The sequence below is a fragment of the Bacillus infantis genome, from assembly GCF_020171945.1.
In the GTDB taxonomy this organism is placed as follows: Bacteria; Bacillota; Bacilli; order Bacillales; family Cytobacillaceae; genus Bacillus_AB; species Bacillus_AB infantis_A.
Genome location: NZ_JAIVAP010000006.1, coordinates 188917 through 214431, shown reverse-complemented (window position 1 = coordinate 214431; position 25515 = coordinate 188917). Strand labels below are relative to the sequence as shown.

Genomic DNA, 25515 nt, shown 5'->3' with positions numbered 1-25515 from the left:
ATCCTCTTACATTCTATCATGTTTTGGTTTTAAAAAGGAACCCAACTTCAACACCCCGCCAAAAACAGGCGGGGCTCTTCGGTTATTCCGTCCAGTTCCAGTAATCCATCTCGCCAAGCTGGGCGCCCCGCAGCTCTTTTACCTCTCTCAGCTTCAGCAGCTCCTTGACCGGCCCTGTCACAACCGCCCCGTATACCTGAAAGCCGTTCTCCTTCAGATAAGCATGCCGTTCCTCAAGATAGCCGATGCCCAGAAATCTCTCATAATAGCTTTTCCGCTCTTCTTTTAGGAGCTTCTCCATCTGTCCGAGCATCAGCTCCTTATTTTTTTCGAGCATTTCCAGTGTAAACTCATATTCGCTTTCTGACATGCGGTCATCGCTGATTTCCCTTCCGCCCGTCAAACCGAAGGCCGGGATTGGAGAGATAGAATTGCCGCCGCTCCCTGTGTTTCCTTTGAAAGTTTTCAATTCACCGGTGTACAAAGGCATCCAGAGGACGTCCAGATCAAATGGCTCAAGAAGTGTGAACAGCTCCTCCGGCTCCATAAACCGGTCTGTTGAAAAAGCAGCTTCTGCCACTGTTCCTTCATGAACCTTATCCAATGCCTCCCAAACACCATTGCTGTCTTCGGCATCCAGCTTACCTCCTGTCTTCGGATCTTCAGGGAAGTAGAAACGGAACCCACCTTCCTGTTCCGGCTGATAATAGGAAAGCGCGCGCGTCGAGTAGCTGTTCAAGGGCCCTTTCCTGATATGCATTTCACCGGCAGGCTGTTCTTCTTTGCCTACCCGCCTTGTTACAGGATAAGAAATCTTCTGTGTGAAAAATGGTGTGATTTCCGACTGTGCGAATCCGCCAAAGTCTTTATGGATATTCGGCTGGGTCCAATCCATCGCCAGCTGGGTGTAGAAAACATGTTTCCGATCCAGGTGCAGGCTGTCATAGCTGATCGTGACGGCCAGCATATATACCCAGAAGAAAAATAACGCGGCAATCAGGACTTTGATTACCCGGAAAGTCAGGGCAAAACGGTATTTCGTCAGGATTTTCTTTTCTTTATCAGTGCTCCAGTCTGCCATCCTTTTTCCATCCTTTCTTTTCTGCGATTATAGTGAGCTTTTTCCTGGCACGGTGAAGATCAACCTTCACCTGGCTTTCTGTCAGGTCCAGCGCTTCCTGTATTTCCTTATAGCTGAAATGCTCATATTCTCTTAAATAGAGGACCGTCCGGTATTTTTCCGGCAGCAGCTCAAGCATATTCGCGGCATTCTGCTCCAGCTCGGCAGCCAGCGCCTCTTCTTCGGGAAGGCCGTAGGGGCTGAGCATTTCTTCCTTTGAAAAAAGATAGTCTGCAAACGGCACCCATTTGCGCCGCTGCCGTTTTCGCCATTCATCCAGATAGGCATTCCTGGCAACCTTGAACAGCCAGGCACGTACATCCTCCTGCTGGTAAAAGGAGAGTGAAACAGTTGCACGCACGAAGGTTTCCTGGACGAGTTCTTCGGCCATATGTTCTGAGCCGGAAAGCTTGAGCAGGTAGTAATATAGGGGTTTTGCGTAGTGTGAGTACAGGTCATCGAGTTTTTCTTTTCTGCGGGCGTCCAACTGCTTTTTCCCTCCTTTCTTTGAATGGCTATAATCATAACGTACGGAGATTGGATTTGTTACAGGTTTTTGAGAAAAATAAAAAACAGCCCTGATGAAAAGGCTGTCTATCTTAGTTTTGTATTGTGAATGGGGCTGTTGATTTCCGCTGCAGGCACTTCGCTTTCCGCGGGGCGGAGTTGAGCCTCCTCACGCTCCGCCCTGTGGGGTCTCAACATTTCCGCTGCAATCCCGCAGGACGTTGAATCCGCTCCTTCGAGCTTGCATCGCACGAAGAAAATGCGCATGCATTTTATGAGGAGTCTTCGTGCCTTCCGCTCCAATCAACAGGTGCCTTAAAATTTTTTGGCAGGTCAAGTGGTTCCAAGCAGTCTTTTTAAAAATCAAAAAGGAGTACAGGCAATTTTTCCACCGTACTCCTTTAATAAGCAATTCTTCAACACGATTCATTCTCCGGCAGCCTCTCATACACGGCCCGTCTTCCGCCGATGAGCTTAGGCCTTGTGGAGGCGAGGGTGACGTGGGCGCTGCCGATGCTTTTTTGTTTGGTTCTGATTGGGACTGCTACATGCTTCAGGTGCATGCCGATGAGGGTGTCGCCGATGTCGATGCCGGCGTCGGCCTTGATGAATTCGACGACGGCCGGGTCCTTGAACTGCCTGTAGGCATATGAGGCCATGGCACCTCCGGCCTGGCGCACCGGTACGACTGATACTTCTTCTAGATTCTTCTGATCTGCAGTCTGCCTTTCCACAACGAGCGCCCTGTTCAGATGCTCGCAGCACTGGAAGGCAAGTCTTGCCCCTGTCCGTTCGGCAAAATTCTTCAGCTCTTCAAAGAGGATGGCCGCGGCTTCATCTGTGCCGGATGTGCCGATCCTTTTGCCGATTACTTCACTTGTGCTGCAGCCGACCACAAGCACGCTGTTTTCGTTAAGCGCCACCTGTCCGCCGAACTCATCGAGGATTTCTCTCAATTCAGTCTGAATTTCTTCGAACATGGTATCACCCTTCCAGTTGCTTATAGATCTTCGTAGGTTTTGATTTTTCCGATCCGGTTCGCATGGCGTCCGCCTTCAAACTCGGTTTCAAGCCAGGTTTTCGCTATTTCCCGGGCAAGTCCGGGGCCGATCACGCGCTCGCCCATGGCAAGGATATTGCTGTCATTATGCTGGCGGGTCGCCTTGGCGCTGAACACATCATGAACCAGCGCACAGCGGATGCCCTTCACCTTGTTGGCGGAAATGCTCATTCCGATCCCTGTGCCGCAAATCAGGATCCCTCTATCAAATTCGCCTGCTGCCACTTTTTGCGCTACAGGCAGAGCATAGTCTGGATAGTCGACCGAAACGCCGCATTCGCAGCCGAAATCTTCATATTCAATGCCCATTTCTTCCATCAAATGTTTCATTTCTTCGCGGATGTTCACTCCGCCATGATCTGAAGCAATTGCAACCTTCATTACAAAAACCTCCTAAATAAACACGATTCTTCCTTTATTTTGACACAAATGAGCAGAAATAGAAAGCTGGCCGGACTGTATCTGCCTTTAAAAAAATTACAGAAAGGCAGCGGCGGAAGGGTCTAGTTCTGTTCCCGGAGCTCATTTACAATCTCTATAAAATGCTGCAGAATCCTGGCAGTCAGGCCCCAAATGACCTTATCCTCAAAATAATAGAAGCATTCCTCCATTGACCGTGTCTGCCAATTATAGTTTTCGCCGCCGGCAATCCGATCAAAAGGAAATCCGTTCTCTGGTTCCAGCCTGAAATTCATTTTATAAATCTCAGGCTTGGTTTTCAGCAGATAGGAAAGCGGTACGGTGAATACTTCGCCCACCTCTTCCGGGTTCACCTTGAAAGGCTGTGATGGCTTCAGCATTCCTGCAAAGGGATAGATAATCATGCCAAACGGGGATACCATATAGTCAAGGGGAACTGTCCCTCTGATTTCATCCATAGGTATTCCAAGCTCTTCGGTTGTTTCCCTGATTGCTGTATGCTTCACGTCCGGATCCGATCTGTCGACCCTGCCGCCCGGAAAACAAATCTCCCCCGGCTGCCTGCGCATTTCCATGGACCTGACCTCAAATAGGACATGGACACCGTCTTCCTTTTCAATCAGCGGTACGAGAACTGAATAGTTTATGAATTTATTGCTTCCCAGGATGGCCGGTGTCCGGCTGCCCAATCCTGAGATAATTTCCTCTATATTCATTCACCCATCCACCTCCATTTATATTTATATCTATTCCCCTATTTATCCTTCAGCAAAATCGCTGCTGCGAAATAAAGAAGAACCCCCGCCTGAGCTGCAGAGATTCTAACTTGTTGTTTATACCCTGAATTTGGTGATCGTTTCCTTCAGCTTTTCCGCCTCATCCTTTAACTCAAAGGCAAGCTTCTCTACATTGGAAATGACCATTGATTGATTTTCTGTCGCAGAGGCGACCTCTTGGGCTCCTGCGGATGTTTCCTCTGCGATGGCTGCCACTTCCTGCGACTGGGTGGCAGAATGGCGGATGCCTTCCATCTGCTGCTCCACCAGGCTCGAAATCGTTGTGACAGACGATGCCATCTGGTTGACGGTATTCGTCATTTCGCCGATGACCTGATTGGTTTTGACTCCTTTTTTCCCTTCGGCAGAAGCTGTTTCGACCTGAGCAGTGATTTGCTCAACGACATTTTGGACTTCATTCTGGATGTTTTTAATCAATTCGGAAATGCCCTGGACCGCTTTGGCACTTTCATCAGCCAGTTTCCGGACCTCCTCTGCCACAACGGCAAAGCCTTTTCCGTGCTCGCCTGCACGCGCAGCTTCTATTGAAGCATTCAGCGCCAGCAGATTGGTCTGGGCCGCTATATCTCCCACCAGCTGGATGATCTGCTCTACCTTCGATGCATTATCTTCGAGACGCTTGACGGTCTGCAAAGATTCCTGATTGTCTTCCGCCAGCTTGGTGATTCCCGCTACGAGGGAGTGAATCACTTCTTTCGATTCATTGAGATCGTCGACAAGCTCACCGGAAACCTGCTGAGAAGTTTTCGCCTGCTGCTGTACTTCCTCAGCAATCCTTGTGGCATCTTCGACCGATTCGGCTGTCGCCTGAATCGACACAGCAGAGCTGTCGGCACCCAGGGAAATCTCGCCGATCGTTCTTGAGATGCTTGCAGCCTGCTCGGCAGCAGCAGAAGCTTCCTGCGAGATGCTGACTACTTTGTTATTGGTATTTTGAAAGTTTTCATCGATTTTTGCGACCATTTCCCGGAGATTGTAAAGCATATGGTTGAATGCCACTCCAAGCGAGCGGATTTCATCATCCGATTTGGAAAGCTCCGCGTCTTCCCTGATATCGCCTTCTGCGGCTTTCAAGGCTGTCTTCTCCAGCTTTTGCAGCGGTTTAGTGATAAAGCCAGCCGCAACAAATGTCAATACACCGGACCACATGGCCCCAAGAGTAAGGGTGATGATGTTAAAGGCCGCTTCCCCGAACGGCAGGTAATCCTTCACAATTGGAAAAAGACCATAAATGAACACCGCACTCGTGGTGTATGTAATGAATGCCAATATGGTCGTCAACAGCACAAGCTTTTTTCTCAACCCGAATTTATAGCGCTTCTTCTCCATAATTGCCCCCTGGTCGTTACTTCTCTATTTTGATAATGATCTTTTCGATATGCTTTTTCAGTTCATTAAAGGTTTGTCTATATATTTCAAGGCTTCCGCCGAATGGATCAGGAATTTCACCGCCCTGTTCACCTGCAAACTCTGTCAGTGTAAAGGTTTTGCTCTCTGCTCCTTCAAACATGCTGACCACATTCCATTTATGCCCGGACGTCATCGTCAAAATCACATCGGCCCATTCTACCAGCTCTGCCGTCAGTGCGCTCGAGGTATGTACATGGCAGATCCCCTGCTCCTCAAGAACCTGCTTCGCATGTGCGGAGGCCTGTCCCCCATTGGCAGCAAACACACCAGCAGACTTCACCTCAATCCCCGGAAGCTCCCTGCTCTTCAAAATCGCCTCTGCCATCGGGCTCCGGCAAGTGTTACCAGTACAAACAAACAATACGCGTTTCATCGATGCAGCCCCCTTTCCCTCCATTATAAGCCAAATGTCACAGTTTCAATAGACAAGCATGGAAAAATTTATAGAAAGTTCATAGAAAAGTGTAGGGTGCTTGCTCAATAGAGGAACGCAGGCTAAGAACGCCACGTCCTGTGGCAACGCCTGCATGACCCGCGTCCTGCGGGCCTCAAGCATAAGACGCTTTAGGATAGAAGGCGTTCTTTGCCTTCAATCCTAAAGTGGCTTATGACTCGAAGGGCTAGCCGTCGCAGCTGGACAACACGAAAATGCGGAGGGCGCTTGCTACATAGAGGACCGTAACATAAAAAGACATCCCCACGGATGCCTTCGTTTGCTGCGATGAATCAATGGCTTCCCGTTTTAAAAAAATGGCCATAACAGCTTTATCCCGAAAGCGAGGAGGATGGCTCCGCCGAGGGCTTCGCTGTAGGAGCCGATCCAGCCCTGCACCTTGCGTCCGGCCAATAGCCCCGCCCAGGTCAGAATCGCAGCGGCAGCGCCAAAGCATACCAGGACAAGAGCCGTTTTTGCTCCGTAGATCCCGAGCGAGAGCCCGACTGAAAAGCTGTCCAGGCTGACACTTAACGCAAAGATGAGCAGGCCGAAGCCTGCGGGTGTGATCAAGCTTGCATCATCGTCCTTGATGCTTGACCAAATCATCTGGGCGCCGAGCAGCAGCAGCAGCCCTCCCCCGATATAAGCCGCAATAGAGCCGAACTGCTCCGACAGGAACCTGCCGGCAATCATTCCAAACAGCGGCATGAACACATGGAAAAGACCGATCGTTATTCCTATTTTAAAAATTTGCCTCAGGCGCAGCTCGAACATGCCCATGCCAAGCCCAACCGAAAAAGCATCCATCCCGAGGGCAAACGCCATTAACATCAACGTAATAAGTTCCCCAAAAAACGAAGTCATCCATTCTCCTCCTTGGACTTGCTAATTCAGCATATGCACGTCCAAAGGGAAATAGAATTAGAAATGCGGAGGGCGCTTGCCCTATTAGAGAAACGCAGGCTAAGAACGCCACGTCCTGTGGCAACGTACGCATGACCCGCATCCAGCGGGCCTAAAAAGTGCCAGGCACCGCCCGTGGACAAATCAAAGTGAATTGTCCACAGACGGTGCCTGGCACTAAAATTATTTAATGATTCGATGGCCTGCTGCTTTGAGAAGCCGGTTCATGATGGCTTCACCGACACCTTCTGCGGGGAAGGATTCGCTGAAGATCACATCCACTCCAGAGCTGTTGAAGCTCCGTAATGCTTCGTAAAGGGAGGCTGCCACTGTTTCCAGATTCGCTCTCCTGCCGCATATAAATGTAAAATCGCTATCGTAAAATTTTTCATTTTCTGCCGTTGTAAGCACACCGGCTTTCAGGCCTTCCGCATGCTGTTCGTTTACCAGTTCTTGAATTCTCTCCCTTGTTCCTTCTACTATATATAAGGGAGCGTCAGGTGCATAATGCCGGTACTTCATGCCAGGGGATCGAGGTGCTTCCTTCTCATCGGCAAGCGCGGGATCAGCTGCTACCTCTCCCACTATCTGCTCGAGCTGCTCTTTCGTCACTCCGCCAGGCCTCAGGATGACAGGAATTTCCCCCGTACAATCCAGAACAGTGGATTCGACACCGACTCCGGTAGGACCGCCATCCACAATCCCGGAAATCCTTCCGTTCAAGTCTTCCTCGACATGTCCGGCAGTGGTCGGGCTGGGCCGCCCGGATCTGTTCGCGCTTGGAGCCGCTACCGGAACGCCGCTTTCACGTAGGATGGCGAGAGCCACCTGGTGATCCGGCATCCTGATTCCGACCGTAGTAAGACCTGCTGTCGCTATCTCTGAAAGCTGCCCGTCTTTTTTATTGAATATAATTGTCAGCGGACCCGGCCAAAAGGCTTCCATCAGCTTATCTGCACTATCCGGGACACTTTCCACAATCTCCTCAAGCTGTTTCCTGTCTGCAATATGAATAATGAGAGGATTGTCAGATGGCCTGCCCTTCGCTTCAAATATCTTTTTGACCGCTTCGTCATTTCTTGCATTTCCACCAAGTCCGTAAACCGTCTCAGTCGGAAAGGCAACCGTCTCATTTTGGGCTAAAAGAGCAGCTGCCTGTTTAATCTGTGGATAATCATTTAAACTATCCACATTTTTATCCACTGACCAAATTTCTGTCTTCATCGTTATGCCCACCTTCAATACTGTTCAAATTCTGTGTGGTATACCCATTGTTTCAGCTTTTAAACCACAATCACTTTTGAAAGTATAAAAGAAGATGGAGGATAACTCAAGTTTTGTCCACAATTTGTGTATAACTTTTCAAGAATAGTGGATAACTTTGTGGATATATCCACAATTCATATTGAAAGCTTCAGGAATGTAAAGTTATCCACAGTTAGAATATGCTGGACATGTGCAGATCGGTACAGCTCTTCCGGAAGTTCGCTTTTTTCATCCTGAAAGCCAAGCAGCTTGAAGAACTCTGCTGCTCCTTTTTTATTTGTCGCCATATATAGGGACTCGAGTTCCCTTTCTTTCGCAAGCCGCAAAATCTGCTCCACAAGCAGCAGCAGATCTTTTTCAGATGCTCTTTCCGAAAGCACCAGTGAGCGGAGCAGGCCTACACTGCCTAGAGGCTCAATGCCTAATGTCGCTTTAATGTTCTCCTCTTCATCTTCCATTAGCAAAAAATAATTGATAGAATCAGCAATGCCTTCTGTCCCCAGATTGGCTTTTTCTAAAAATGCGGCCAGTTTATTTTCGTCTTCCTTTTGTGCACAGCGGATCAATGTTTCCATCCTCTCACCCCACTAAGAATTTGTAATCTAGTAATATATCTATGGGGCGCGGGAAAAAGTAGAACTCAAAAAGAATAAAAAACACGGCAGCCATCAGTTAACGGGCTGCCGTGCTATCTTGAATCTTTCAATTTAAACTTCCTTTACATTATAAACTTAGTCGTTGTTGTTGTTTCTTGAATTTCCGCCTTTTTCACCAATTTCACGGTAGAAGTCTTTATCATGGTTTTCAGAAGTAGCTTCTCCGCCTTTTTGGCCGATCTCCTGGTAGAATTCTTTGTCGTGATTCTCAGAAGTAGCTTCTCCGCCTTTTTTACCGATCTCTTGATAGAATTCCTTGTCATGGCTTTCAGCAGTAGCTTCTCCGCCTTTTTGGCCGATTTCCTGATAGAATTCTTTGTCGTGATTATTGCTGGTTGCTTCTCCGCCTTTTTGGCCGATCTCTTGGTAGAATTCTTTGTCGTGGTTATTGCTGGTTGCTTCTCCGCCTTTGCGGCCTCTTTCCTCGCGGGACATTTTGTCGTTGTTATTGTTGTTTGCCATGTGTTCCATCTCCTTTTCAGTAGTTGTTGTTTTGGCTTACACTCCTTTAATATCCGCTTCTCCCAGAATCAAACATGCTCCCAGCATCTGTAAAAGGCTTGTCATGCACTTGTAACAATGGCATTAGCTTCTCTTATGTCCTTTTTCCTATAAAAAGAAATGCCGCCCTATGAAAAGAGCAGCATACTATCCGAAAATTTTATCCCATAATTCTTTGATAAAAAACTTAACTTCCGGCTTTTCTTCGTCTTCTTTAACAAAGACCGGCTCCTTTTCACCAGATAGTTCTTTAGGATTATTAGTTTCCAGCACATTCCCTTCTGGTACTTTTTTACCAACTTCTCCTTTTTCCTGATTTTCCTCTTCAAATCCATCGCTTACAGCCACTCCATTCGAGAAATCAAGGAAGCATAGAGGAGGGAAAAGAACACACCACCAGTTCGCTCCATCACCTTCACCAAGTGTGATTAAAATTGCTTCATACTCGCCGGCAGGATATAGAAACTGGCCGTAGAGCTTGGTAGGAAAATCCACTTTGCCGAAATTGGCTTTAACTGTTTGGACTGAATTTTCTTCTTCAACCACGTTCTCTGCTATCTCCTGGATTTCCGGCAGGCGCGACTTTATTAATGATCGGGCTTCCTCTATGGAAGTCAGCTCGCTGACCCATTCAGTGATTTCCTTATTGACCGCATCCCTCACCAGCCGTTTCAGCGCCTGGTCTCCTTCGCTGTCACTGTTTGCGAGGATGCGGAGACGGATGGCTTCCTGCGGTATGACGAGCGGATCTTCCGCTGCCACCTCTGTTTTTGGTATGTATAGGCTTAGCATTGTTCCTAAGGATAAGATAATGATATATAATTTCGCTAATGATTTTGCTGTCATTTCCGACACCGTCCCTTCACTAATCCATTGTGGACAGGAAGGGGGATTCTTAAACTAGCAAAATATAATTTTGTATATAAAAAAAGATCCCATTGAGGAATCTTTTTAGAATGTATTTGGTTTATAAATGGAGTCTGTTGATTTCCGTTCCAGGCACTTCGCTTTCCGCGGGGCGGAGTTGAGCCTCCTCGCGCTGCGCGCTGTGGGGTCTCAACTCTTCCGCTATTTCCCGCAAGAGTCTACGTGCCTTCTACGGAAATCAACTGGTTTTTTTATGTGCATAAGACCAAAGGAAGGGGACTAAATTCTGTTCTTTGAATGGAGTCTGTTAATCTTTCTGTGGGGCGCTGTATTATTGTGTTGCGCTTCATTATTTGGCAATAAATGTATTATATGTAGAATCTTTTGATTTTTATGTAGAATAAATGGGATTTTTAGTAGAAATATCGAATTTTTTTGTAGAATAAATCAAAATTTATGTAGAATACCACCCACGACTAGTAATTTCCGCCAATAATAAGACAGGAACACCTTCAGTCTTCTTGTATAATTTAAGAAAATGGTATGCCTGCTCACTAAATTTAATTTTCCCACAAAATCTTAGCGTAAATTACAAGTTCAAAATAAAAAAAGGGAAGCCATTCCACAAATGGCCCCCTTACACTAGAATTCAAATACATAAATTCCTCAACAAAGCTAATCCTGCCAGCCAATCTCCGCAAAAACCATCCGGTCCTTCCCATTGATGTCGTAGACTATGTCTATGTTGGCATCTGGGAATGCGGTCCGCAGCAGTTCTGATACGGCTTTGCTTTGGCCGGCGCCGACTTCGAAGCCGACTAGTGATTTTTCTTTTAGGACGAGCGGCAGTTCTTCCATGAACCGGCGGTAGAGGTCGAGGCCGTCCTGGCCGGCGAACAGGGCGCGGTGGGGCTCGTTTTCGGTGACGACTTCAGACATTCCTTCCATATCGCTGAGCGGGATGTAGGGAGGATTGGAAATGATGATATCAAATTTCCGGCTTTCCTTTATGAAAGGCTGCAGCAGGTCTCCTAGAATAAATTCGATTTCAGCACCGTTCTTGTCCGCATTTTCTTTTGCCGTGTCCAACGAAGGTCCGTACACATCTGTGGCAGTTACCTGGAGGTCAGGCGATTCCAATTTCAAGGTTACCGCAATCGCTCCGCTTCCGGTTCCAATATCGGCAGCAGCAGCCTCTTTGCCGAAAAGCCTTTCCTTCCTCTTCAAGGCTTCCAGCACCAGCTCTTCTGTTTCCGGCCGGGGTATAAGCACATTTTCATTCACGAGGAATGTGCGCCCATAGAATTCTTCTTTTCCAATGATATATTGGACTGGCCTGCCGTCCGCATGCAGCTCTACTGCTTCTTTGAAGGCATCCTGTATCTTCGGGTCCAGCTCTTCCCTCATCTCCGCAAGCAGGCGGGAACGGCTCATATTCAGAAAGTGGCCCAGGAGGATTTCACCCGCATTGGAATCCCGCCCGGCTGTTTCTAAAAAAGAAGAAGCCCACTTCAGGGCTTCGTAGACTTTCATAGGCTGCTGATCAGGCATCTGAAGCTTCCTTCAGCTTGGCTGACTGCTCTTCCATGATCAAGGCATCAATCACTTCATCCAGCTTGCCCTGAAGAATCTGGTCAAGCTTTTGGATGGTCAGGCCGATGCGGTGATCTGTTACACGGTTTTGCGGGAAGTTGTAGGTGCGGATCCGTTCGGAACGGTCACCGGTACCGACTGCGGATTTCCGCTGCTGGTCGTATTCCGCCTGTGCTTCCTGCTGGAATTTATCATACACACGGGCACGAAGGACCTTCATTGCCTTTTCTTTGTTTTTAATCTGTGATTTCTCGTCCTGGCAGGAAACAACCGTCCCTGTAGGCAAGTGGGTCAGACGCACGGCTGACATTGTCGTGTTAACGCTCTGGCCGCCCGGTCCGCTTGAAGCAAATGTATCGACACGGATATCTTTATCGTGGATCTCGATTTCAACTTCTTCCGCTTCCGGCAGAACTGCAACCGTTGCCGTCGAAGTATGAATGCGCCCTCCTGATTCAGTTTCAGGCACACGCTGGACGCGGTGGGCACCGTTTTCGAACTTCAGCTTGCTGAAGGCACCGTTTCCGTTGATGATAAAGATGATCTCTTTGTAGCCGCCGACACCTGTGGAGCTGGCCTCGATCACATCTGTTTTCCAGCCTTGAACCTCAGCAAATCGGCTGTACATGCGGTAAAGGTCACCGGCAAACAAGGCAGCCTCGTCGCCGCCGGCCGCGCCGCGTATTTCCATGATAACGTTTTTATCATCGTTCGGGTCTTTCGGGATCAAAAGGATCTTCAGGCGCGCTTCCAGAGCTTCCACTCTGTCTTCGAGCTCCCCTATCTCTTCCTTTACCATCTCGCGCATTTCTGCATCAAGCTTCTCTTCGAGCATCGCTTTTGCATCCTGGTATTGCCCGCGGACTTCTTTATACTCGCGGTATGCCTCCACCGTTTCCTGGATGCCTGACTGCTCCTTGGAATATTCGCGCAGCTTCTTTGTGTCATTTACAATCTCAGGATCGCTCAAAAGCTCGTTCAGCCTTTCGTAGCGATCTTCTACAGCTTGAAGACGATCGTACACAGTCCTTCACCTCATTTTGATTCTATATAAATCGGTTTTCATACCTAAAAAAGCTCATAAATTCATAAAATAAGTCCATTAAACCATCATGCCCATAACATTCTAATTATAGTATACAGCGCATCCCAGGTCAAAACCTAAAAAGCCCCGGAAAACCAGGGCTGAAAGTGGTATAGGCGGTGGTATAGGTGACAGGCACCCAATTCAGTTTAAACCTCTCCACATTAAGGCCGTCGTGCAGAGAGGTGGTACAGGTACCTGTCACCTTTCAAACTCCAACTGGTAAAGAAGTGGTACAGGTGCCTGTCACCTTCTCCTCCTTCTCCACCTTCTCCACACTTCTCCTACCGCTCACTCAACCGCACTTCAATGTTATACCGGGGAAGGGCTTTGGTGAGTGTTTTGTGCAGCTCGGCCTGGGCCTGGCGTTTTTCTTCGGCTGACAGGCTTTTGCCTGTGTGGGCTGTGACCCACATGCGGCCGCCGTTGATCCTGACTTCATCTGGCTCATATTCTGTGTATTGATTTACTACCTGACGGGCTTTGTCAACATCAGATTGATCGTTTACCCGCCCTCCATCAATATTGAGGAAGTTCGGATTCTGATCGCCCATCGTTCTGTCGCGGTCATCGTCAGAGACTTGATCAAGGCCCCTTTTCACCTGGCCGCCGCCGTCAGTTATCAAATTTGTCCCATTCCTGTCTTCGTTCAGTTCATGAATTCCCGCCACATTATCATCCTGTGCACATCCTCCCATCAGGACGGATAGAAGGACTGCTGCAGCTGCTAAAGCTGATTTCATCATTTCAACACCTCCATTACTAGGTTTTCCTTTCCTGGGGGTGAAGCCACAACCCAAATTCAGGCAGTTTGCTGGAGGAATCCGGCTTTTTCAGACAGCAAAAAACCCTGCTTTCACTAAGCAGAGCCTGAGCTTTCATCTATTAAGATAAAGTACGGGTCGTTTCCGAATCGGTGAGGACGTTCGGCGATTTCGGAACTTCATGATGGTGGCGGCAGCGCGGCTCATAAGCCTCTGATGCCCCGACAAGAATGACCGGATCGTCATAAGAAGCCGGCTTTCCGTTGATGAGGCGCTGGGTCCTGCTGGCAGGCGAACCGCACACTGCACATACTGCCTGAAGCTTTGTCACAAGTTCTGCAATTGCCATCAAAGCCGGCATCTGCCCAAACGGCTCACCGCGGAAGTCCTGGTCGAGCCCAGCAGCGATCACCCGGTATCCGCTGTCAGCCAAATGCTGAATCACCTTCACAACTTCATCATCAAAAAATTGCACCTCATCAATGGCGATAATCTCCATATCCTCGTCAATATGCTTGAAGATGTCCGTTGAATGGCTGATGGGTCTGGCAATCACTGATGTTCCATTGTGGGAGACAACTGCTTCCTCGCTGTAGCGGTTATCGATCTGCGGCTTGAACACAGCTATCTTCTGCTTTGCAAATTGCGCTCTTCTGACACGGCGGATGAGCTCTTCCGATTTTCCGGAAAACATGCTGCCGCAGATTACCTCAACCCAGCCGTGGTGCTTCATTACATACATGAGTGGCCTCTCCTTCCTTGCTAAAGAAAACACAGCGCCAAAGCGCCAGTTCCCCTTTTACAACTTACACTTTTTGTTAAAAGTATAAACCTAACTTATCATCATATTCTTTTCTATCGGCAATAAAAAACAGGCAAGAAGTAAAAACTTGCCTGTCTTTTATCATTATTGCTGTTGACCTTTAAGACCGTATTTTTTGTTGAAACGATCCACACGTCCGCCTGCTTCAGCGAATTTCTGACGGCCAGTATAGAATGGGTGGCATTCAGAGCAAGTCTCAACACGAACCTCATCTTTTACAGAACCAGTTTCAAACTGATTGCCGCAAGCACATGTAACCGTGATTTTCTTGTAATTAGGATGAATTCCTGCTTTCATTTCTTTCATCTCCTTTTGCCCTGAGTCTTGCGAAACAGAGTTATATAGTACGATGCTTGGACACACCGTATAATTCAAAAACACACTGTTGTTATTATAACAAGGACATCATGTTTTTGCAAGATGGGATTTACTGACTTTCCGATGAGGAACAGATCAGGATTGGGAACGCCTGCCGTTCTTCATTTCTTCGCCAAGATTGGCAAAGAATTCTTCATTGGATTTCGTCTGCTTCAGCTTGCGGAGGAATTTCTCTGCAAAATCAGGCGCATCCGACATCGATTTCCTGATCGCCCACAGTTTGTCCAGATGCTCTTTCGGAATAAGCAGCTCTTCCTTGCGTGTACCTGAACGGCGGATATCGATGGCCGGGAAAATGCGGCGCTCTGCAAGCTGACGGTCAAGGTGAAGCTCCATGTTTCCTGTTCCCTTGAATTCCTCGTAAATGACATCATCCATCCGCGAGCCGGTATCAACAAGGGCTGTGGCAAGGATGGTCAGGCTTCCGCCTTCTTCAATATTCCTCGCCGCCCCGAAGAAACGCTTCGGACGGTGGAATGCCGCAGGGTCGATACCCCCGGACAGCGTACGTCCGCTTGGCGGAATAACCAGGTTATAGGCACGCGCAAGCCTTGTGATGCTGTCCATAAGGATGATGACATCCCGTTTATGCTCCACGAGGCGCATCGCCCGGTCAAGGACGAGCTCGGCTACTTTAATATGGTTTTCCGGCACTTCATCGAATGTCGAGCTGACGACATCGCCGGCAACAGAACGTTCAATATCAGTAACCTCTTCCGGACGCTCATCAATGAGGAGAACAATCAGCTCTGCCTCTGGATGATTCGTAGTGATGCTGTTGGCGATTTCCTTTATCAGCATCGTTTTACCCGCTTTTGGCGGAGCGACGATCAGTCCGCGCTGGCCAAATCCAACCGGTGCAAGTACGTCCATGATCCTTGTGGAAACATGCTTCGGCGTTGTTTCCAGCTTCATTTGCCTATCAGGATATAAAGGCGTCAAAGCCGGGAAGTGGACACGCTCCTTGGCGGATTCCGGATCGTCACCATTGACAGCTTCTACCTGCAGCAGGCCGAAATAACGCTCGTTTTCCTTCGGCGGGCGGACTTTTCCGGATACTTTATCTCCATTCCTTAAATCGAATCTCCTGATTTGCGATGCAGAAATATAGATATCCTCTGAGCTTGGCGAATAGTTGATCGGCCTTAGGAAGCCGAAGCCCTCAGACTGGATGATTTCCAGCACGCCTTCCATGAAAAAGTAGCCTTCCTGCTCAGCGCGCGCTTTCAGGATGGCAAAAATCAGCTCTTTCTTTGTCAGCTTGCTGTAGTAGGAAACCTTATATTCCCGGGCAAGTTCATAGAGCTCTTTTAACTTCATATTTTCTAAACTGGATATATTTAATCCCATATTGACACCACTCTTTTGAATTTTAAATCATTTTCCCCATATAAAATAACAATATCGTACTGTATTAAGAATATGAAAGGAAAAAGGAAAGAAGCGTTTGAGGTTCATCGAAGCATTGGAAGGATGATTCAGCTTGTTAAAAAGGGTAGAGAATTTTTGGTATGTTCCTGGCATCCCAGTATCCCGGACCAAAAACAGACCAGATCTGCATATCCATCATAACAGATTTCAAAAACAATCTCTATTTTACCCCTATACCTGAAAGTTAATCAATATAATTTTTCTGTTCTTTCATAGATTGCCTTGTTTCGGGGAATATATAAAGGGACCGGCTTAAGCCGGCAAGCCAGGTCCCTTCTCTTCCAGCAATTATTAATACAGGCCGTCTCAGGATCCCTTTCTTGAAAGGGTTTGCACCGGCATGCAAAAAAAATCTTTATTTCATGACAAGATGCGGCTTCTTCTTCAGGCTGTGACGCCCGTCAATAAAGCGGACCGTTCCTGACCTGGCGCGCATGACAAGTGAATGCGTTGAACCGTAGGAGCCTTTAAACTGGACCCCTCTCAACAGCTCGCCGTCTGTGACGCCTGTTGCTGCAAAGATGGCATCATCACCTTTGACAAGGTCTTCCATGCGGAGAATCTTTCCAAGGTCAAGGCCCATGCTTTGGCATCTTTCAACTTCTGCATCGCTCTGCGGAACCAGCTTGCCCTGGATTTCACCGCCGAGGCATTTCAGTGCAACTGCAGCAAGCACTCCTTCCGGCGCACCGCCAGATCCGAACAGGATATCTACTCCTGTATGGTCAAACGCAGTATTGATGGCACCTGCGACATCGCCGTCATTGATCAGCTTGATCCTCGCCCCTGCTTCCCGCAGCTGGCTGATGATATGCTGATGGCGATCCCGGTTCAGCACCGTTGCCACTACGTCTTCTATATCTTTATTTTTTGCCCTGGCGACAGCCCTCAAGTTATCGATAACAGAAGCGTTGATATCAATTTCCCCGACCGCTTCGGGACCGACTGCAATCTTATCCATATACATATCCGGTGCATGAAGGAGATTTCCATGATCAGCGACAGCCAGGACAGCAAGCGCATTCCAGCCTCCGGAGGCCACAATATTGGTGCCTTCAAGCGGATCTACTGCTACATCGACGCGGGGGCCGTAGCCTGTCCCAAGCTTTTCCCCGATATAAAGCATTGGCGCCTCATCCATTTCCCCTTCACCGATTACAACGGTTCCCTTCATCGGCACCGTGTCAAACACATCCCTCATGGCAGAGGTAGCAGCATCATCAGCTTCATCCTTCAGGCCTCTTCCCATCCATCGGGCTGAAGCAAGCGCTGCTGCTTCTGTAACACGGATAAGCTCCATCGATAAACTTCTTTCCATTCTGTTTTCCTCCCCGGGTTGTTTTCTCTATCTGTCTTCAGGCGTTTTTCATCTGCTCCATTTCTTCCTTGGTCAGATTCTCGCGCCAGATGGTCGCACCCAGCCCATTGAGCTTTTCAACGAGATGGCTGTAGCCGCGGTCTATATGTTCAAGTCCTGTCACTTCCGTTATCCCCTCGGCTTTCAGCCCGGCAATGACGAGGGCGGCCCCCGCTCTGAGATCACTTGCCTTCACCTTGGCCCCCTGCAGACGGATCGGGCCATTGATGATCGCTGAACGGCCTTCGACTTTAATATTGGCGTTCATTCTTCTCAGCTCATCAATATGCTTGAAGCGGGCGCCATAGATTGTGTCCGTCACCATGCTTGTCCCTTCGGCCCCTGTAAGCAAAGAAGTGAAAGGCTGCTGGAGATCGGTCGGGAATCCCGGATACACAAGCGTTTTAATATCAACGGCCTTCATTCTTTCAGCTGGGCTGACAAAGATCTGGTCATCTCCGGCCTCTATGTTCACACCCATTTCACGCAGCTTGGCAATCAGTGATTCCAAGTGCTGAGGAATCACATTGTCGATCAGGATCCCTTCACCAGCGGCGGCACCGAGGATCAGATATGTCCCGGCTTCAATCCGGTCTGGAATGATGGTGTGGCGGCAGCCATGCAGCTGGTCCACCCCTTCAATTCTGATGACATCTGTACCCGCTCCCTTGATTTTCGCACCCATATTGGTGAGGAGCGTTGCCACATCAATGATTTCAGGCTCTTTCGCCGCATTTTCAATAATCGTCTTCCCTTTGGCCCTGACCGCAGCCAGCATGATATTGATCGTGGCGCCGACACTGACGACATCCAGGTAAATCCTTGCGCCTTTCAGCTCGTCTGCGCGGAGATAGATGGCACCCTGCTCATTTGTCACGCTGGCACCTAGCGCTTCAAAGCCTTTGATATGCTGGTCGATCGGGCGCGGCCCCAGATGGCATCCGCCAGGCAGGCCGATCACCGCTTTTTTAAAGCGTCCAAGCATTGCCCCCATCAAATAATAAGAGGCACGCAGCTTTTTAACTTTTCCATTGGGCAAGGGCATGGAAATCATCGAAGAAGGATCAACAGTCATATCGTTATCAGCAAAATCGACACTCCCGCCAATTTCCTCCAAAAGCCCTTTCAGTATTTGAACGTCAGAAATATCCGGCAAACCTTCAATTGTTACGGGGGAATCTGCAAGAATTGTAGCAGGGATCAATGCAACAGCACTGTTCTTGGCTCCGCTGATTCTAACAGTTCCTTTTAAAGGGTAGCCGCCCGCAATCATAAGCTTTTCCATTTTCGACTTCCTTTCCTGCCCTTAAGTGCCTATTTGCAAATCCAGTCTGAACATTGATTGCCAGCCTGCCGCTGCAGGCGAAAGTTTAGCACCGTTGGACTTTTCATTCTCAGTATGGGATAGCTTGTCCATTATATCAAAAGCTATCTTATAGGGATAATTTTCCATGAACAAAATACGAATTCCGACATTATCCTCACCATCTAGTTTACACGAAAATTTAAACTTCATGTATGAGAATTGAAAAAAGTTAAATTTTTGAAGTATGCACTTACATTTCCGCCTATTCAGAAAACTCCCGGCGAAGAAAGGCTCTCTCCAGGTTTATTCAGAACGCTTGTCCCAGTCAGCCAAAAATGCTTCAATCCCTTTGTCAGTCAGAGGGTGATTAAACATCTGATTGATGACCTTAAGCGGGACGGTGGCAATATGGGCCCCTCTCAAAGCAGAATCTGTGACATGCTGCGGATGACGGACAGAAGCTGCGATGATTTCCGTCTCGATTCCGTGGATATCAAAGATTTCCCTGATGGAGGTTACAAGGTCAAGGCCATTATGGCCGATATCATCAAGCCTGCCAAGGAATGGAGAAACATAGGAAGCCCCTGCCCTTGCTGCAAGCAAAGCCTGATTGGCGCTGAAGATGAGGGTTACATTTGTTTTGATGCCTTCTTTTGAAAAAGCATGGACAGCCTTCAGTCCATCCGGTGTCATTGGGACCTTGATGGTGATATTCGGGGCGATTGCTGCCAGTTCCTTCCCTTCTCTGATCATGCCTTCTGCATCAAGTGCGATGACCTCTGCACTTACAGAGCCGGGTACAAGCTCAGCAATTTCCTTCAGCCTGTCATGGAACGAAATATTTTTTTCCTTTGCTACTAAAGAAGGGTTGGTCGTTACTCCAGCCAGTATCCCCAGTGCATGGGCTTCTTTAATCTCTTCCAGGTTTGCCGTATCGATAAAAAATTTCATTTCGCTTCCCCCTAAGATTATTCGACTATTTTTTTAAAATCGACATAAATGAATTGAAACCGCCTTTCAGAAAGGCGGTTTCAAGTCTATTTTAACATAGTGGATCTGTATTAGGCTTTGTTAGATGAACCAAACTCGCGCATTTTGCCGATTACTGTTTCTTTAATCGCCTCACGTGCAGGTCCTAAGTATTTGCGCGGATCGTACACTTCTGTGTCAGCCGCCAATACTTCGCGCACGCGCTTCGCGGAAGCAATTTGGTTCTCAGTGTTTACGTTGATTTTCGCTGTTCCAAGGGAAACAGCTTTCTGGATGTCTTTAGTAGGAATGCCTGTACCGCCATGAAGGACTAAAGGCATGCCTGTAAGCTTCCCGATCTCTTCCATTTCAGCAAAGCCAAGGTTTGGCTCGCCTTTGTAAGGACCATGGACAGAGCCAAGTGCAGGAGCAAGGCAGTCAATGCCAGTGCGCTTGACAAGCTCGTCACATTCTTTAGCATCAGCGTAGATAACGCCGTCAGCTACTACATCGTCTTCCTGTCCGCCGACAGTTCCAAGCTCGGCTTCAACAGAAACACCTTTTGAGTGTGCATATTCTACCACTTTAGAAGTGATTTCCACGTTTTCCTCGAAAGGACCGTGTGAAGCATCGATCATAACAGACGTGAAGCCTGCATCGATCGCTTCTTTACATTTATCAAAGCTTGAACCGTGGTCAAGGTGGATGGCAACAGGAACAGTGATCTTATAGTCCTCAAGAAGCCCTTCTACCATTTTCACAGTTGTCTTGAAGCCGCCCATATAACGAGCTGCACCTTCAGAAACACCAAGGATAACAGGTGACTTCTCTTCTTCTGCAGCTTGAAGGATCGCTTGAGTGAACTCAAGGTTATTTAAGTTAAATTGACCTACAGCATAGCCTTCTGATTTAGCTTTGTTCAGCATATCAGTCATGGAAACTAAAGGCATATTTCTTCCTCCTTATTAATGATTGCATCGTTCTTTGCAGGGATTCACATAAAGTTTTTCCCGGCAGGCCCATGAATATGTACCCTATCTTGCAATAGGCAAAACGGACGCAATCCTTTGGAATTCATTTGTATCATACCAAAAGAGAATCAGAAATTCCATTAATCCAGCGCTATTTTTCGCTGCAGGACAGAATATTTTAAAGCAAACGCTATCATTTTAAATTTTCATATTTTTGAGCCGGGCCAGCAAAAATTTTTGGCCAGCGGCCATTTTTCATCAAAATTTAACCGGCCTGTCCTAAAATGAATTCGTAATAGGGACATACTTCTTAACAGCGGCCCTGATGTCATCGATATCAAATGGCTTGGCAAAATGGGTCAATGCCCCAAGGTCCTTTGCCTCCTGGATCATGTCGAGCTCCCCATAGGCTGTCATGATGATCACCCGGATATCCTGGTCGATGACTTTCATTCTCTTCAGGATTTCAATGCCGTCCATGCCGGGAATTTTCATATCGAGCAGGACAAGATCCGGAGAATGCTTTGTAACGATTTCGAGGGCCTGGACGCCATTTGCAGCCTGATAGGTGTCATAGCCTTCCTTTTGCAGCACTTCATTCAATAGAATGCGGATGCCGAACTGATCGTCTACTATTAATATTTTCCCTTTCATACAGCCACCTCTTCCCTAAAATAGTTACTTCTGATGCTGATAGACAGAAAGCGGAATTCTTATGTCCTGCCGGGCTCATACGACCCTTCTATTTTTTTGGCAGCACATAAGAATTCCCGCTTTCCCGATAAGATTAAGAAGCTCACTGCTGCAATTTGACCGCTTCCCGTTTGGAAGCCATGCCGGCTGCTGTTATGCGGGATTCCCAGCGCCAGTGAAATCAAACTCCTGCTTTTTTAAAAATGACCAATGGTCATAGAAAATATATCCACTTCTCAACATTCTCCCTTTCCCGCCTGAATTCCTGCTTCTTTTTAAGCAATTCTGCCGAATATTTTACCTTTAGCATTCATTTCACTATAATAAGACCACAAATAGTGTTCATGATCCTGCGGAGTTTATGGCCTGCAGATTGATTATCGCACCAATAAGGAGGAAGTTATATTGCTAAAAATGTTTTCAACCCAGCTGACGGGAATCTTCAAAAAGCTGATGGAAAAAGAAGAATTCAGCATTGAAGACGCAGCCCGGCTGCTTGCCCAGGCCCCTGCAGGCGAGGGCAGGATCCAGATTTATGCCACACGCGAAATGAAGGCTGCTGTCCTGGATGCCACGGAAGGAGCAGAACCGCTCGCATCTGCCGCCCATTGGACTGATGCTCATTCAGAAAATGATATCGCTGATACAGACCGCTTTCTGATCATCTCCCGCCACTCTGATGATGAACAGGCAGTTGCCCTGGCAAAAGCACTTTCTGAAAAAATGATTCCGTTTGCTGCCATTTCCACTTTTGTAGAAGCTGATGGCCCTTCACTAGCTGAGCTTGCGGATGTCCATATCGACCTGAAATTGACAAAGGGACTGCTTCCCGATGAAGAAGGAAACCGCTTCGGCTACCCATCCGCCATCGCCGCCCTCTTTGTATACCATGGTCTGAAGTTCACGATTGATGAGATTTTGAGTGAGTATGAGCAGCAGCGCAGATGACCCCAAGTACAGTTTTCTGCCTCTAAATGGGGCTGTTGATTTCCGTTCCAGGCACTTCGCTTTCCGCGGGGCGACGCTGAGCCTCCTCACGCTTACGCGCTGCGGGGTCTCAGCATGGCCGCTGCAATCCCGCAGGAGTCTTCGTGCCTTCCACTGCAATCAACAGGGTTTTTAAAACTTTTTGGGCAACATACAGCCTTTATCCCTGTAATTAATACAAAACTAAGCCCCCTCAATCCAGAGGGGGCTTTTGTATACTTAGTTATTTTCCTGATGCTTCAAGGATGCACCGACGAAGTCGCGGAACAGCGGCTGCGGGCGGTTTGGCCTTGAGATGAATTCAGGATGGAACTGGGAAGCGACAAACCAAGGGTGATCCTTCACTTCAATGATTTCAACAAGGCGGCCGTCCGGGCTTGTACCAGAGAAAACAAAGCCTTTCTCCTCCATCGCCTGGCGGTAATGGTTGTTGAACTCATAGCGGTGGCGGTGGCGCTCATAAACAACCTCATCCTGGTATGCAGCATATGCATTCGTTTCTTCATTCAGTTTGCACGCCTGTAGGCCAAGGCGGAGTGTTCCTCCAAGGTCTTCAATGTCCTTCTGCTCAGGCAGCAGGTCAATGATCGGATGCGGTGTAGAAGGATCGATTTCCGCTGAATGCGCTCCTTCCAATGAAAGGACATTGCGGGCAAATTCAATAGAAGCGAGCTGCATGCCAAGGCAGATGCCAAGGAATGGGCGCTTCTGCTCGCGCGCATACTGGATGGCAAGGATCTTCCCATCAATGCCGCGGTCGCCGAATCCGCCTGGGACAAGGATTCCGTCAGCATCCTGAAGAAGCTCCTCCACATTTCCTTCTGTTACTTCTTCTGAATTGACCCATTTGATTTCAATATCAGAGTCATATGAATAGCCGGCATGCTTCAGTGCTTCCACAACAGAAATATAGGCATCCTGGAGCTCAACATACTTCCCGACAAGGGCAATCTTCGTTGTCTTGGACAGATTGCGGACCTTGTTCAGAAGCTCGGTCCATTCAGCCATATCTGCCTGTCCGCAATCCAGCTTCAAGTGATCGCAGACGATCTGGTCAAAGTTCTGCTCCTGCAGGGCAAGAGGGACTGCGTATAATGTATCGGCATCACGGCACTCGATGACAGCCTTTGGATCAAGGTCACAGAACAGACCGATTTTATCCTTCATATCCTGGGAAACCGGCATTTCAGTTCGAACGACAATGACATTTGGCTGAATTCCAAGGCTTCGCAGTTCTTTTACACTGTGCTGTGTCGGCTTTGTTTTCATTTCGCCTGCAGCTTTGATATAAGGAATCAATGTACAGTGGATGTACATAACGTTATCGCGCCCGATATCACTCTTGATCTGGCGGATTGCCTCAAGGAATGGCAGGGATTCAATATCCCCTACTGTACCGCCGATTTCTGTGATAACAACATCGGCATTGGTCTCATGCCCTGCACGCATAACTCTTTCTTTGATTTCATTGGTGATATGCGGGATGACCTGGACTGTTCCGCCCAGATAGTCGCCGCGGCGCTCTTTTTTCAGGACAGTGGAGTAAATCTTTCCAGTTGTCACATTATTGAACTTAGTCAGATTGATATCGATAAAGCGCTCATAGTGGCCCAGATCCAAATCCGTTTCGGCGCCATCGCCCGTAACGAAAACTTCACCGTGCTGGTATGGGCTCATGGTTCCCGGGTCAACGTTGATATAGGGGTCAAACTTCTGAATGGTGACATTCAAGCCTCTGTTTTTCAGCAAGCGGCCCAAAGACGCAGCGGTGATCCCTTTTCCCAATGACGACACAACGCCGCCTGTTACAAAAATATACTTTGTCATGTTATTTCCCCCTCATATTCAGTTTGTGCATTTTCTGCATCCTTTAGGTAAGGCTTTTCCTAAAAAAAATTTGCTGTTCCTGATCAGAGCCAAGAACAGCCAAAAATAAAAAGCGCTCCCTACCAAACAGTAAGGGAGCGCTATTGCATATACATTCATATGGTCCTTTTTTAAGGAGCCCAAAAATGATTCTACAAGCCTGGCTCGGAAAAGTCAAGCGATTATAGATCTTCTTCGTCTTCGTCGAGTTCCTCGTCATCTTCGTCAAGGTCTTCGTCTTCATCGAGATCGTCTTCAAGAAGCTCATCATCATCATCTTCGAAGTCGTCGTCTGCGTCCTCATCAAGATCATCTTCAAGAAGATCGTCGTCATCTTCGTCCAGGTCATCATCATCGTCATCAAGGTCATCGTATTCGATGTCTTCCTCGTCGAGTTCATCATACTCGTCCAGATCAAGATCGATGTCTTCAGCCTTCGCCGCTTTCTTGGCCTTTTTCTTTTTCGGCTTCGCTGCTGTCATTGTATCTTCTTCCATTGTATCAACAGGGTACCAGCTGCGCAGGCCCCAGCGGTTTTCTCCCATTGCAATGAAGCGGCCGTCAAGGTTCAGGTCAGTATAGAACTGGGCGATCCTTGAGCGTATTTCCTCATCTGATACCTCAAGACGCGTTTTATATTCGTTCATAATGTCGGTAAAAGAAACCTGCTGCTTTGTGCCTTTAAGCAGTTCGTAGGCGATATCGATAAAGGACATTTCCTGCAGCTCTTCTTTTGTGAATTGGTCTAGACTCACTATACGCACTTCCTTTCCCTATATAACACTCGCTATCGGAGCGCAAAATACTGTAAAAAACACCGGGGCTTCCCGGATATGCATTGCTTTTAAAAAGGCATTGGATTCAGCCTCTCCAAAAGCATCCCTAGATGAATAAAAGGCATAAGAATGCCTTTTGCAAGCTGGATAGACAGCTTATGTAAAATACATATTCTTCATTATAAACAAATTGCTGGTGTTTATGCTAGTTCTATCTCCAGTTTCCTTGCATTTTTGCTGTGAGACAAACTTTAGAAGGCTTGCTGCTGCAGGTCTCCCGGATGGCTTTCTTCTTTTGGACAGAAAGAGCTTATATCCGGGAACACCGTTATGTCTTTTTCCCCCTCCCCGGCTTCCTGTCTTTTCTTCCGGAGAGCTGGCCCATGGCCAGGTACAGAAAGTAGATGGACAGCAGAAAGAAAGCGACCGCACCAAGCTGCCTCTGGTATAAGAAGTAGAAGGCCGCTATCGCAGCAGCAAAAGCGCCTATTGAAAATATCTGTCTCAATCCGTTCACATCCTGCATATCAATATCACTTAGGACTGCATTCCCTTTCATTATAGCGGAGAAAAG

The 25515-nt window shown here is 47.9% G+C and carries 27 protein-coding genes; 1 reads left to right on the top strand and 26 read right to left on the bottom strand.

Features of this window, described 5'->3' with window-relative positions; all coding sequences use genetic code 11:
* Positions 1-82: 82 nt before the first annotated feature.
* From LCM00_RS12150 to LCM00_RS12040, 23 genes are all read right to left on the bottom strand, one after another.
* Positions 83-1081 (bottom strand): anti-sigma factor, encoded by a 999-nt coding sequence (locus tag LCM00_RS12150; protein WP_224902093.1) that lies wholly within the window; start codon positions 1079-1081, stop codon positions 83-85.
* Positions 1062-1607 carry a sigma-70 family RNA polymerase sigma factor gene (locus LCM00_RS12145; RefSeq protein ID WP_224902091.1) on the bottom strand — a complete coding sequence of 182 codons (546 nt, stop codon included), beginning with the start codon at positions 1605-1607 and terminating at the stop codon, positions 1062-1064. Before LCM00_RS12145 ends, LCM00_RS12150 begins: the two co-directional genes overlap by 20 nt.
* A gap of 436 nt (positions 1608-2043) precedes the next feature.
* Positions 2044-2607 carry a TIGR01440 family protein gene (locus LCM00_RS12140; protein WP_009792620.1) on the bottom strand — a complete coding sequence of 188 codons (564 nt, stop codon included), beginning with the start codon at positions 2605-2607 and terminating at the stop codon, positions 2044-2046.
* A gap of 20 nt (positions 2608-2627) precedes the next feature.
* Positions 2628-3068, bottom strand: coding sequence for a ribose 5-phosphate isomerase B (gene rpiB, locus LCM00_RS12135; protein WP_224902089.1), 441 nt, complete (start codon positions 3066-3068; stop codon positions 2628-2630).
* A gap of 122 nt (positions 3069-3190) precedes the next feature.
* Positions 3191-3823: an NUDIX hydrolase gene (locus LCM00_RS12130; protein WP_224902087.1), complete on the bottom strand. Its 633-nt coding sequence runs from the start codon at positions 3821-3823 to the stop codon at positions 3191-3193.
* A 117-nt stretch (positions 3824-3940) separates the two neighbouring features.
* On the bottom strand, positions 3941-5233 hold the full coding sequence (locus LCM00_RS12125) for a methyl-accepting chemotaxis protein (protein WP_224902086.1): 1293 nt from the start codon (positions 5231-5233) through the stop codon (positions 3941-3943).
* 16 nt (positions 5234-5249) lie between these two features.
* Positions 5250-5687 (bottom strand): low molecular weight protein arginine phosphatase, encoded by a 438-nt coding sequence (locus tag LCM00_RS12120; protein WP_224902085.1) that lies wholly within the window; start codon positions 5685-5687, stop codon positions 5250-5252.
* A gap of 369 nt (positions 5688-6056) precedes the next feature.
* Positions 6057-6614 (bottom strand): manganese efflux pump MntP, encoded by a 558-nt coding sequence (locus LCM00_RS12115; RefSeq protein WP_224902084.1) that lies wholly within the window; start codon positions 6612-6614, stop codon positions 6057-6059.
* A gap of 222 nt (positions 6615-6836) precedes the next feature.
* A complete protein-coding gene (locus LCM00_RS12110) occupies positions 6837-7877 on the bottom strand; it encodes an L-threonylcarbamoyladenylate synthase (protein WP_224902083.1) in 1041 nt (346 codons plus the stop codon).
* A gap of 176 nt (positions 7878-8053) precedes the next feature.
* Positions 8054-8494, bottom strand: coding sequence for a GNAT family N-acetyltransferase (locus tag LCM00_RS12105; RefSeq protein ID WP_224902082.1), 441 nt, complete (start codon positions 8492-8494; stop codon positions 8054-8056).
* Positions 8495-8650: 156 nt separating this feature from the next.
* Complete coding sequence (gsiB, locus tag LCM00_RS12100; protein WP_224902081.1) at positions 8651-9037, bottom strand: glucose starvation-inducible protein GsiB; 387 nt, start codon at positions 9035-9037, stop codon at positions 8651-8653.
* 186 nt (positions 9038-9223) lie between these two features.
* Positions 9224-9922: a stage II sporulation protein R gene (spoIIR, locus tag LCM00_RS12095; protein ID WP_224902080.1), complete on the bottom strand. Its 699-nt coding sequence runs from the start codon at positions 9920-9922 to the stop codon at positions 9224-9226.
* Positions 9923-10618: 696 nt separating this feature from the next.
* Positions 10619-11476 (bottom strand): peptide chain release factor N(5)-glutamine methyltransferase, encoded by an 858-nt coding sequence (prmC, locus tag LCM00_RS12090; protein ID WP_224902077.1) that lies wholly within the window; start codon positions 11474-11476, stop codon positions 10619-10621.
* 10 nt (positions 11477-11486) lie between these two features.
* Complete coding sequence (gene prfA, locus LCM00_RS12085; RefSeq protein ID WP_009792606.1) at positions 11487-12560, bottom strand: peptide chain release factor 1; 1074 nt, start codon at positions 12558-12560, stop codon at positions 11487-11489.
* Positions 12561-12904: 344 nt separating this feature from the next.
* A complete protein-coding gene (locus tag LCM00_RS12080; protein ID WP_224902074.1) occupies positions 12905-13366 on the bottom strand; it encodes a hypothetical protein in 462 nt (153 codons plus the stop codon).
* 139 nt (positions 13367-13505) lie between these two features.
* On the bottom strand, positions 13506-14126 hold the full coding sequence (locus LCM00_RS12075) for a thymidine kinase (RefSeq protein WP_129613013.1): 621 nt from the start codon (positions 14124-14126) through the stop codon (positions 13506-13508).
* Positions 14127-14291: 165 nt separating this feature from the next.
* The gene (rpmE, locus tag LCM00_RS12070; RefSeq protein ID WP_009792603.1) at positions 14292-14504 is read right to left on the bottom strand and encodes a 50S ribosomal protein L31; all 213 of its coding nucleotides are present in this window, start codon (positions 14502-14504) and stop codon (positions 14292-14294) included.
* Positions 14505-14660: 156 nt separating this feature from the next.
* A complete protein-coding gene (gene rho / locus LCM00_RS12065; RefSeq protein WP_009792602.1) occupies positions 14661-15935 on the bottom strand; it encodes a transcription termination factor Rho in 1275 nt (424 codons plus the stop codon).
* Between the two features lie 436 nt (positions 15936-16371).
* Positions 16372-17334, bottom strand: coding sequence for a class II fructose-bisphosphatase (gene glpX / locus LCM00_RS12060; RefSeq protein ID WP_224902071.1), 963 nt, complete (start codon positions 17332-17334; stop codon positions 16372-16374).
* A gap of 37 nt (positions 17335-17371) precedes the next feature.
* On the bottom strand, positions 17372-18658 hold the full coding sequence (locus LCM00_RS12055) for a UDP-N-acetylglucosamine 1-carboxyvinyltransferase (protein ID WP_224902067.1): 1287 nt from the start codon (positions 18656-18658) through the stop codon (positions 17372-17374).
* 324 nt (positions 18659-18982) lie between these two features.
* Positions 18983-19630: a fructose-6-phosphate aldolase gene (gene fsa, locus LCM00_RS12050; protein ID WP_224902064.1), complete on the bottom strand. Its 648-nt coding sequence runs from the start codon at positions 19628-19630 to the stop codon at positions 18983-18985.
* Positions 19631-19740: 110 nt separating this feature from the next.
* Positions 19741-20598 (bottom strand): class II fructose-bisphosphate aldolase, encoded by an 858-nt coding sequence (locus LCM00_RS12045; RefSeq protein ID WP_101548883.1) that lies wholly within the window; start codon positions 20596-20598, stop codon positions 19741-19743.
* A 300-nt stretch (positions 20599-20898) separates the two neighbouring features.
* A complete protein-coding gene (locus LCM00_RS12040) occupies positions 20899-21273 on the bottom strand; it encodes a response regulator (protein WP_009792595.1) in 375 nt (124 codons plus the stop codon).
* Positions 21274-21717: 444 nt separating this feature from the next.
* On the opposite strand from LCM00_RS12040, the gene LCM00_RS12035 reads away from it, so the two are divergent.
* Positions 21718-22260 (top strand): DUF2529 domain-containing protein, encoded by a 543-nt coding sequence (locus tag LCM00_RS12035; RefSeq protein ID WP_224902061.1) that lies wholly within the window; start codon positions 21718-21720, stop codon positions 22258-22260.
* A gap of 258 nt (positions 22261-22518) precedes the next feature.
* Here the strand turns inward: LCM00_RS12035 and LCM00_RS12030 are convergent, their stop codons facing one another.
* The 3 genes from LCM00_RS12030 to LCM00_RS12020 all read right to left on the bottom strand — a co-directional run bounded on the left by LCM00_RS12030 (position 22519) and on the right by LCM00_RS12020 (position 25500).
* Positions 22519-24126 (bottom strand): CTP synthase, encoded by a 1608-nt coding sequence (locus LCM00_RS12030; protein ID WP_094769141.1) that lies wholly within the window; start codon positions 24124-24126, stop codon positions 22519-22521.
* 221 nt (positions 24127-24347) lie between these two features.
* On the bottom strand, positions 24348-24920 hold the full coding sequence (gene rpoE, locus LCM00_RS12025) for a DNA-directed RNA polymerase subunit delta (RefSeq protein ID WP_224902058.1): 573 nt from the start codon (positions 24918-24920) through the stop codon (positions 24348-24350).
* 349 nt (positions 24921-25269) lie between these two features.
* A complete protein-coding gene (locus tag LCM00_RS12020) occupies positions 25270-25500 on the bottom strand; it encodes a hypothetical protein (RefSeq protein ID WP_224902054.1) in 231 nt (76 codons plus the stop codon).
* Positions 25501-25515 lie beyond the last annotated feature (15 nt).

Bases quoted from the DNA above. Each gene is read 5' to 3' on its own strand.
- LCM00_RS12075 (WP_129613013.1), bottom strand. From the start codon at position 14,126: ATGTATGTAATGAAGCACCACGGCTGGGTTGAGGTAATCTGCGGCAGC.
- LCM00_RS12130 (WP_224902087.1), bottom strand. From the start codon at position 3,823: ATGAATATAGAGGAAATTATCTCAGGATTGGGCAGCCGGACACCGGCC.
- rpmE (WP_009792603.1), bottom strand. From the start codon at position 14,504: ATGAAAGCAGGAATTCATCCTAATTACAAGAAAATCACGGTTACATGT.
- LCM00_RS12150 (WP_224902093.1), bottom strand. From the start codon at position 1,081: ATGGCAGACTGGAGCACTGATAAAGAAAAGAAAATCCTGACGAAATAC.
- LCM00_RS12055 (WP_224902067.1), bottom strand. From the start codon at position 18,658: ATGGAAAAGCTTATGATTGCGGGCGGCTACCCTTTAAAAGGAACTGTT.
- rpiB (WP_224902089.1), bottom strand. From the start codon at position 3,068: ATGAAGGTTGCAATTGCTTCAGATCATGGCGGAGTGAACATCCGCGAA.
- LCM00_RS12030 (WP_094769141.1), bottom strand. From the start codon at position 24,126: ATGACAAAGTATATTTTTGTAACAGGCGGCGTTGTGTCGTCATTGGGA.
- LCM00_RS12080 (WP_224902074.1), bottom strand. From the start codon at position 13,366: ATGATGAAATCAGCTTTAGCAGCTGCAGCAGTCCTTCTATCCGTCCTG.
- prmC (WP_224902077.1), bottom strand. From the start codon at position 11,476: ATGAAAGTCTACGAAGCCCTGAAGTGGGCTTCTTCTTTTTTAGAAACA.
- LCM00_RS12045 (WP_101548883.1), bottom strand. From the start codon at position 20,598: ATGCCTTTAGTTTCCATGACTGATATGCTGAACAAAGCTAAATCAGAA.
- spoIIR (WP_224902080.1), bottom strand. From the start codon at position 9,922: ATGACAGCAAAATCATTAGCGAAATTATATATCATTATCTTATCCTTA.
- glpX (WP_224902071.1), bottom strand. From the start codon at position 17,334: ATGGAAAGAAGTTTATCGATGGAGCTTATCCGTGTTACAGAAGCAGCA.
- gsiB (WP_224902081.1), bottom strand. From the start codon at position 9,037: ATGGCAAACAACAATAACAACGACAAAATGTCCCGCGAGGAAAGAGGC.
- LCM00_RS12105 (WP_224902082.1), bottom strand. From the start codon at position 8,494: ATGGAAACATTGATCCGCTGTGCACAAAAGGAAGACGAAAATAAACTG.
- LCM00_RS12115 (WP_224902084.1), bottom strand. From the start codon at position 6,614: ATGACTTCGTTTTTTGGGGAACTTATTACGTTGATGTTAATGGCGTTT.
- LCM00_RS12140 (WP_009792620.1), bottom strand. From the start codon at position 2,607: ATGTTCGAAGAAATTCAGACTGAATTGAGAGAAATCCTCGATGAGTTC.
- rho (WP_009792602.1), bottom strand. From the start codon at position 15,935: ATGGGATTAAATATATCCAGTTTAGAAAATATGAAGTTAAAAGAGCTC.
- LCM00_RS12040 (WP_009792595.1), bottom strand. From the start codon at position 21,273: ATGAAAGGGAAAATATTAATAGTAGACGATCAGTTCGGCATCCGCATT.
- LCM00_RS12125 (WP_224902086.1), bottom strand. From the start codon at position 5,233: ATGGAGAAGAAGCGCTATAAATTCGGGTTGAGAAAAAAGCTTGTGCTG.
- LCM00_RS12120 (WP_224902085.1), bottom strand. From the start codon at position 5,687: ATGAAACGCGTATTGTTTGTTTGTACTGGTAACACTTGCCGGAGCCCG.
- LCM00_RS12020 (WP_224902054.1), bottom strand. From the start codon at position 25,500: ATGAAAGGGAATGCAGTCCTAAGTGATATTGATATGCAGGATGTGAAC.
- LCM00_RS12110 (WP_224902083.1), bottom strand. From the start codon at position 7,877: ATGAAGACAGAAATTTGGTCAGTGGATAAAAATGTGGATAGTTTAAAT.
- fsa (WP_224902064.1), bottom strand. From the start codon at position 19,630: ATGAAATTTTTTATCGATACGGCAAACCTGGAAGAGATTAAAGAAGCC.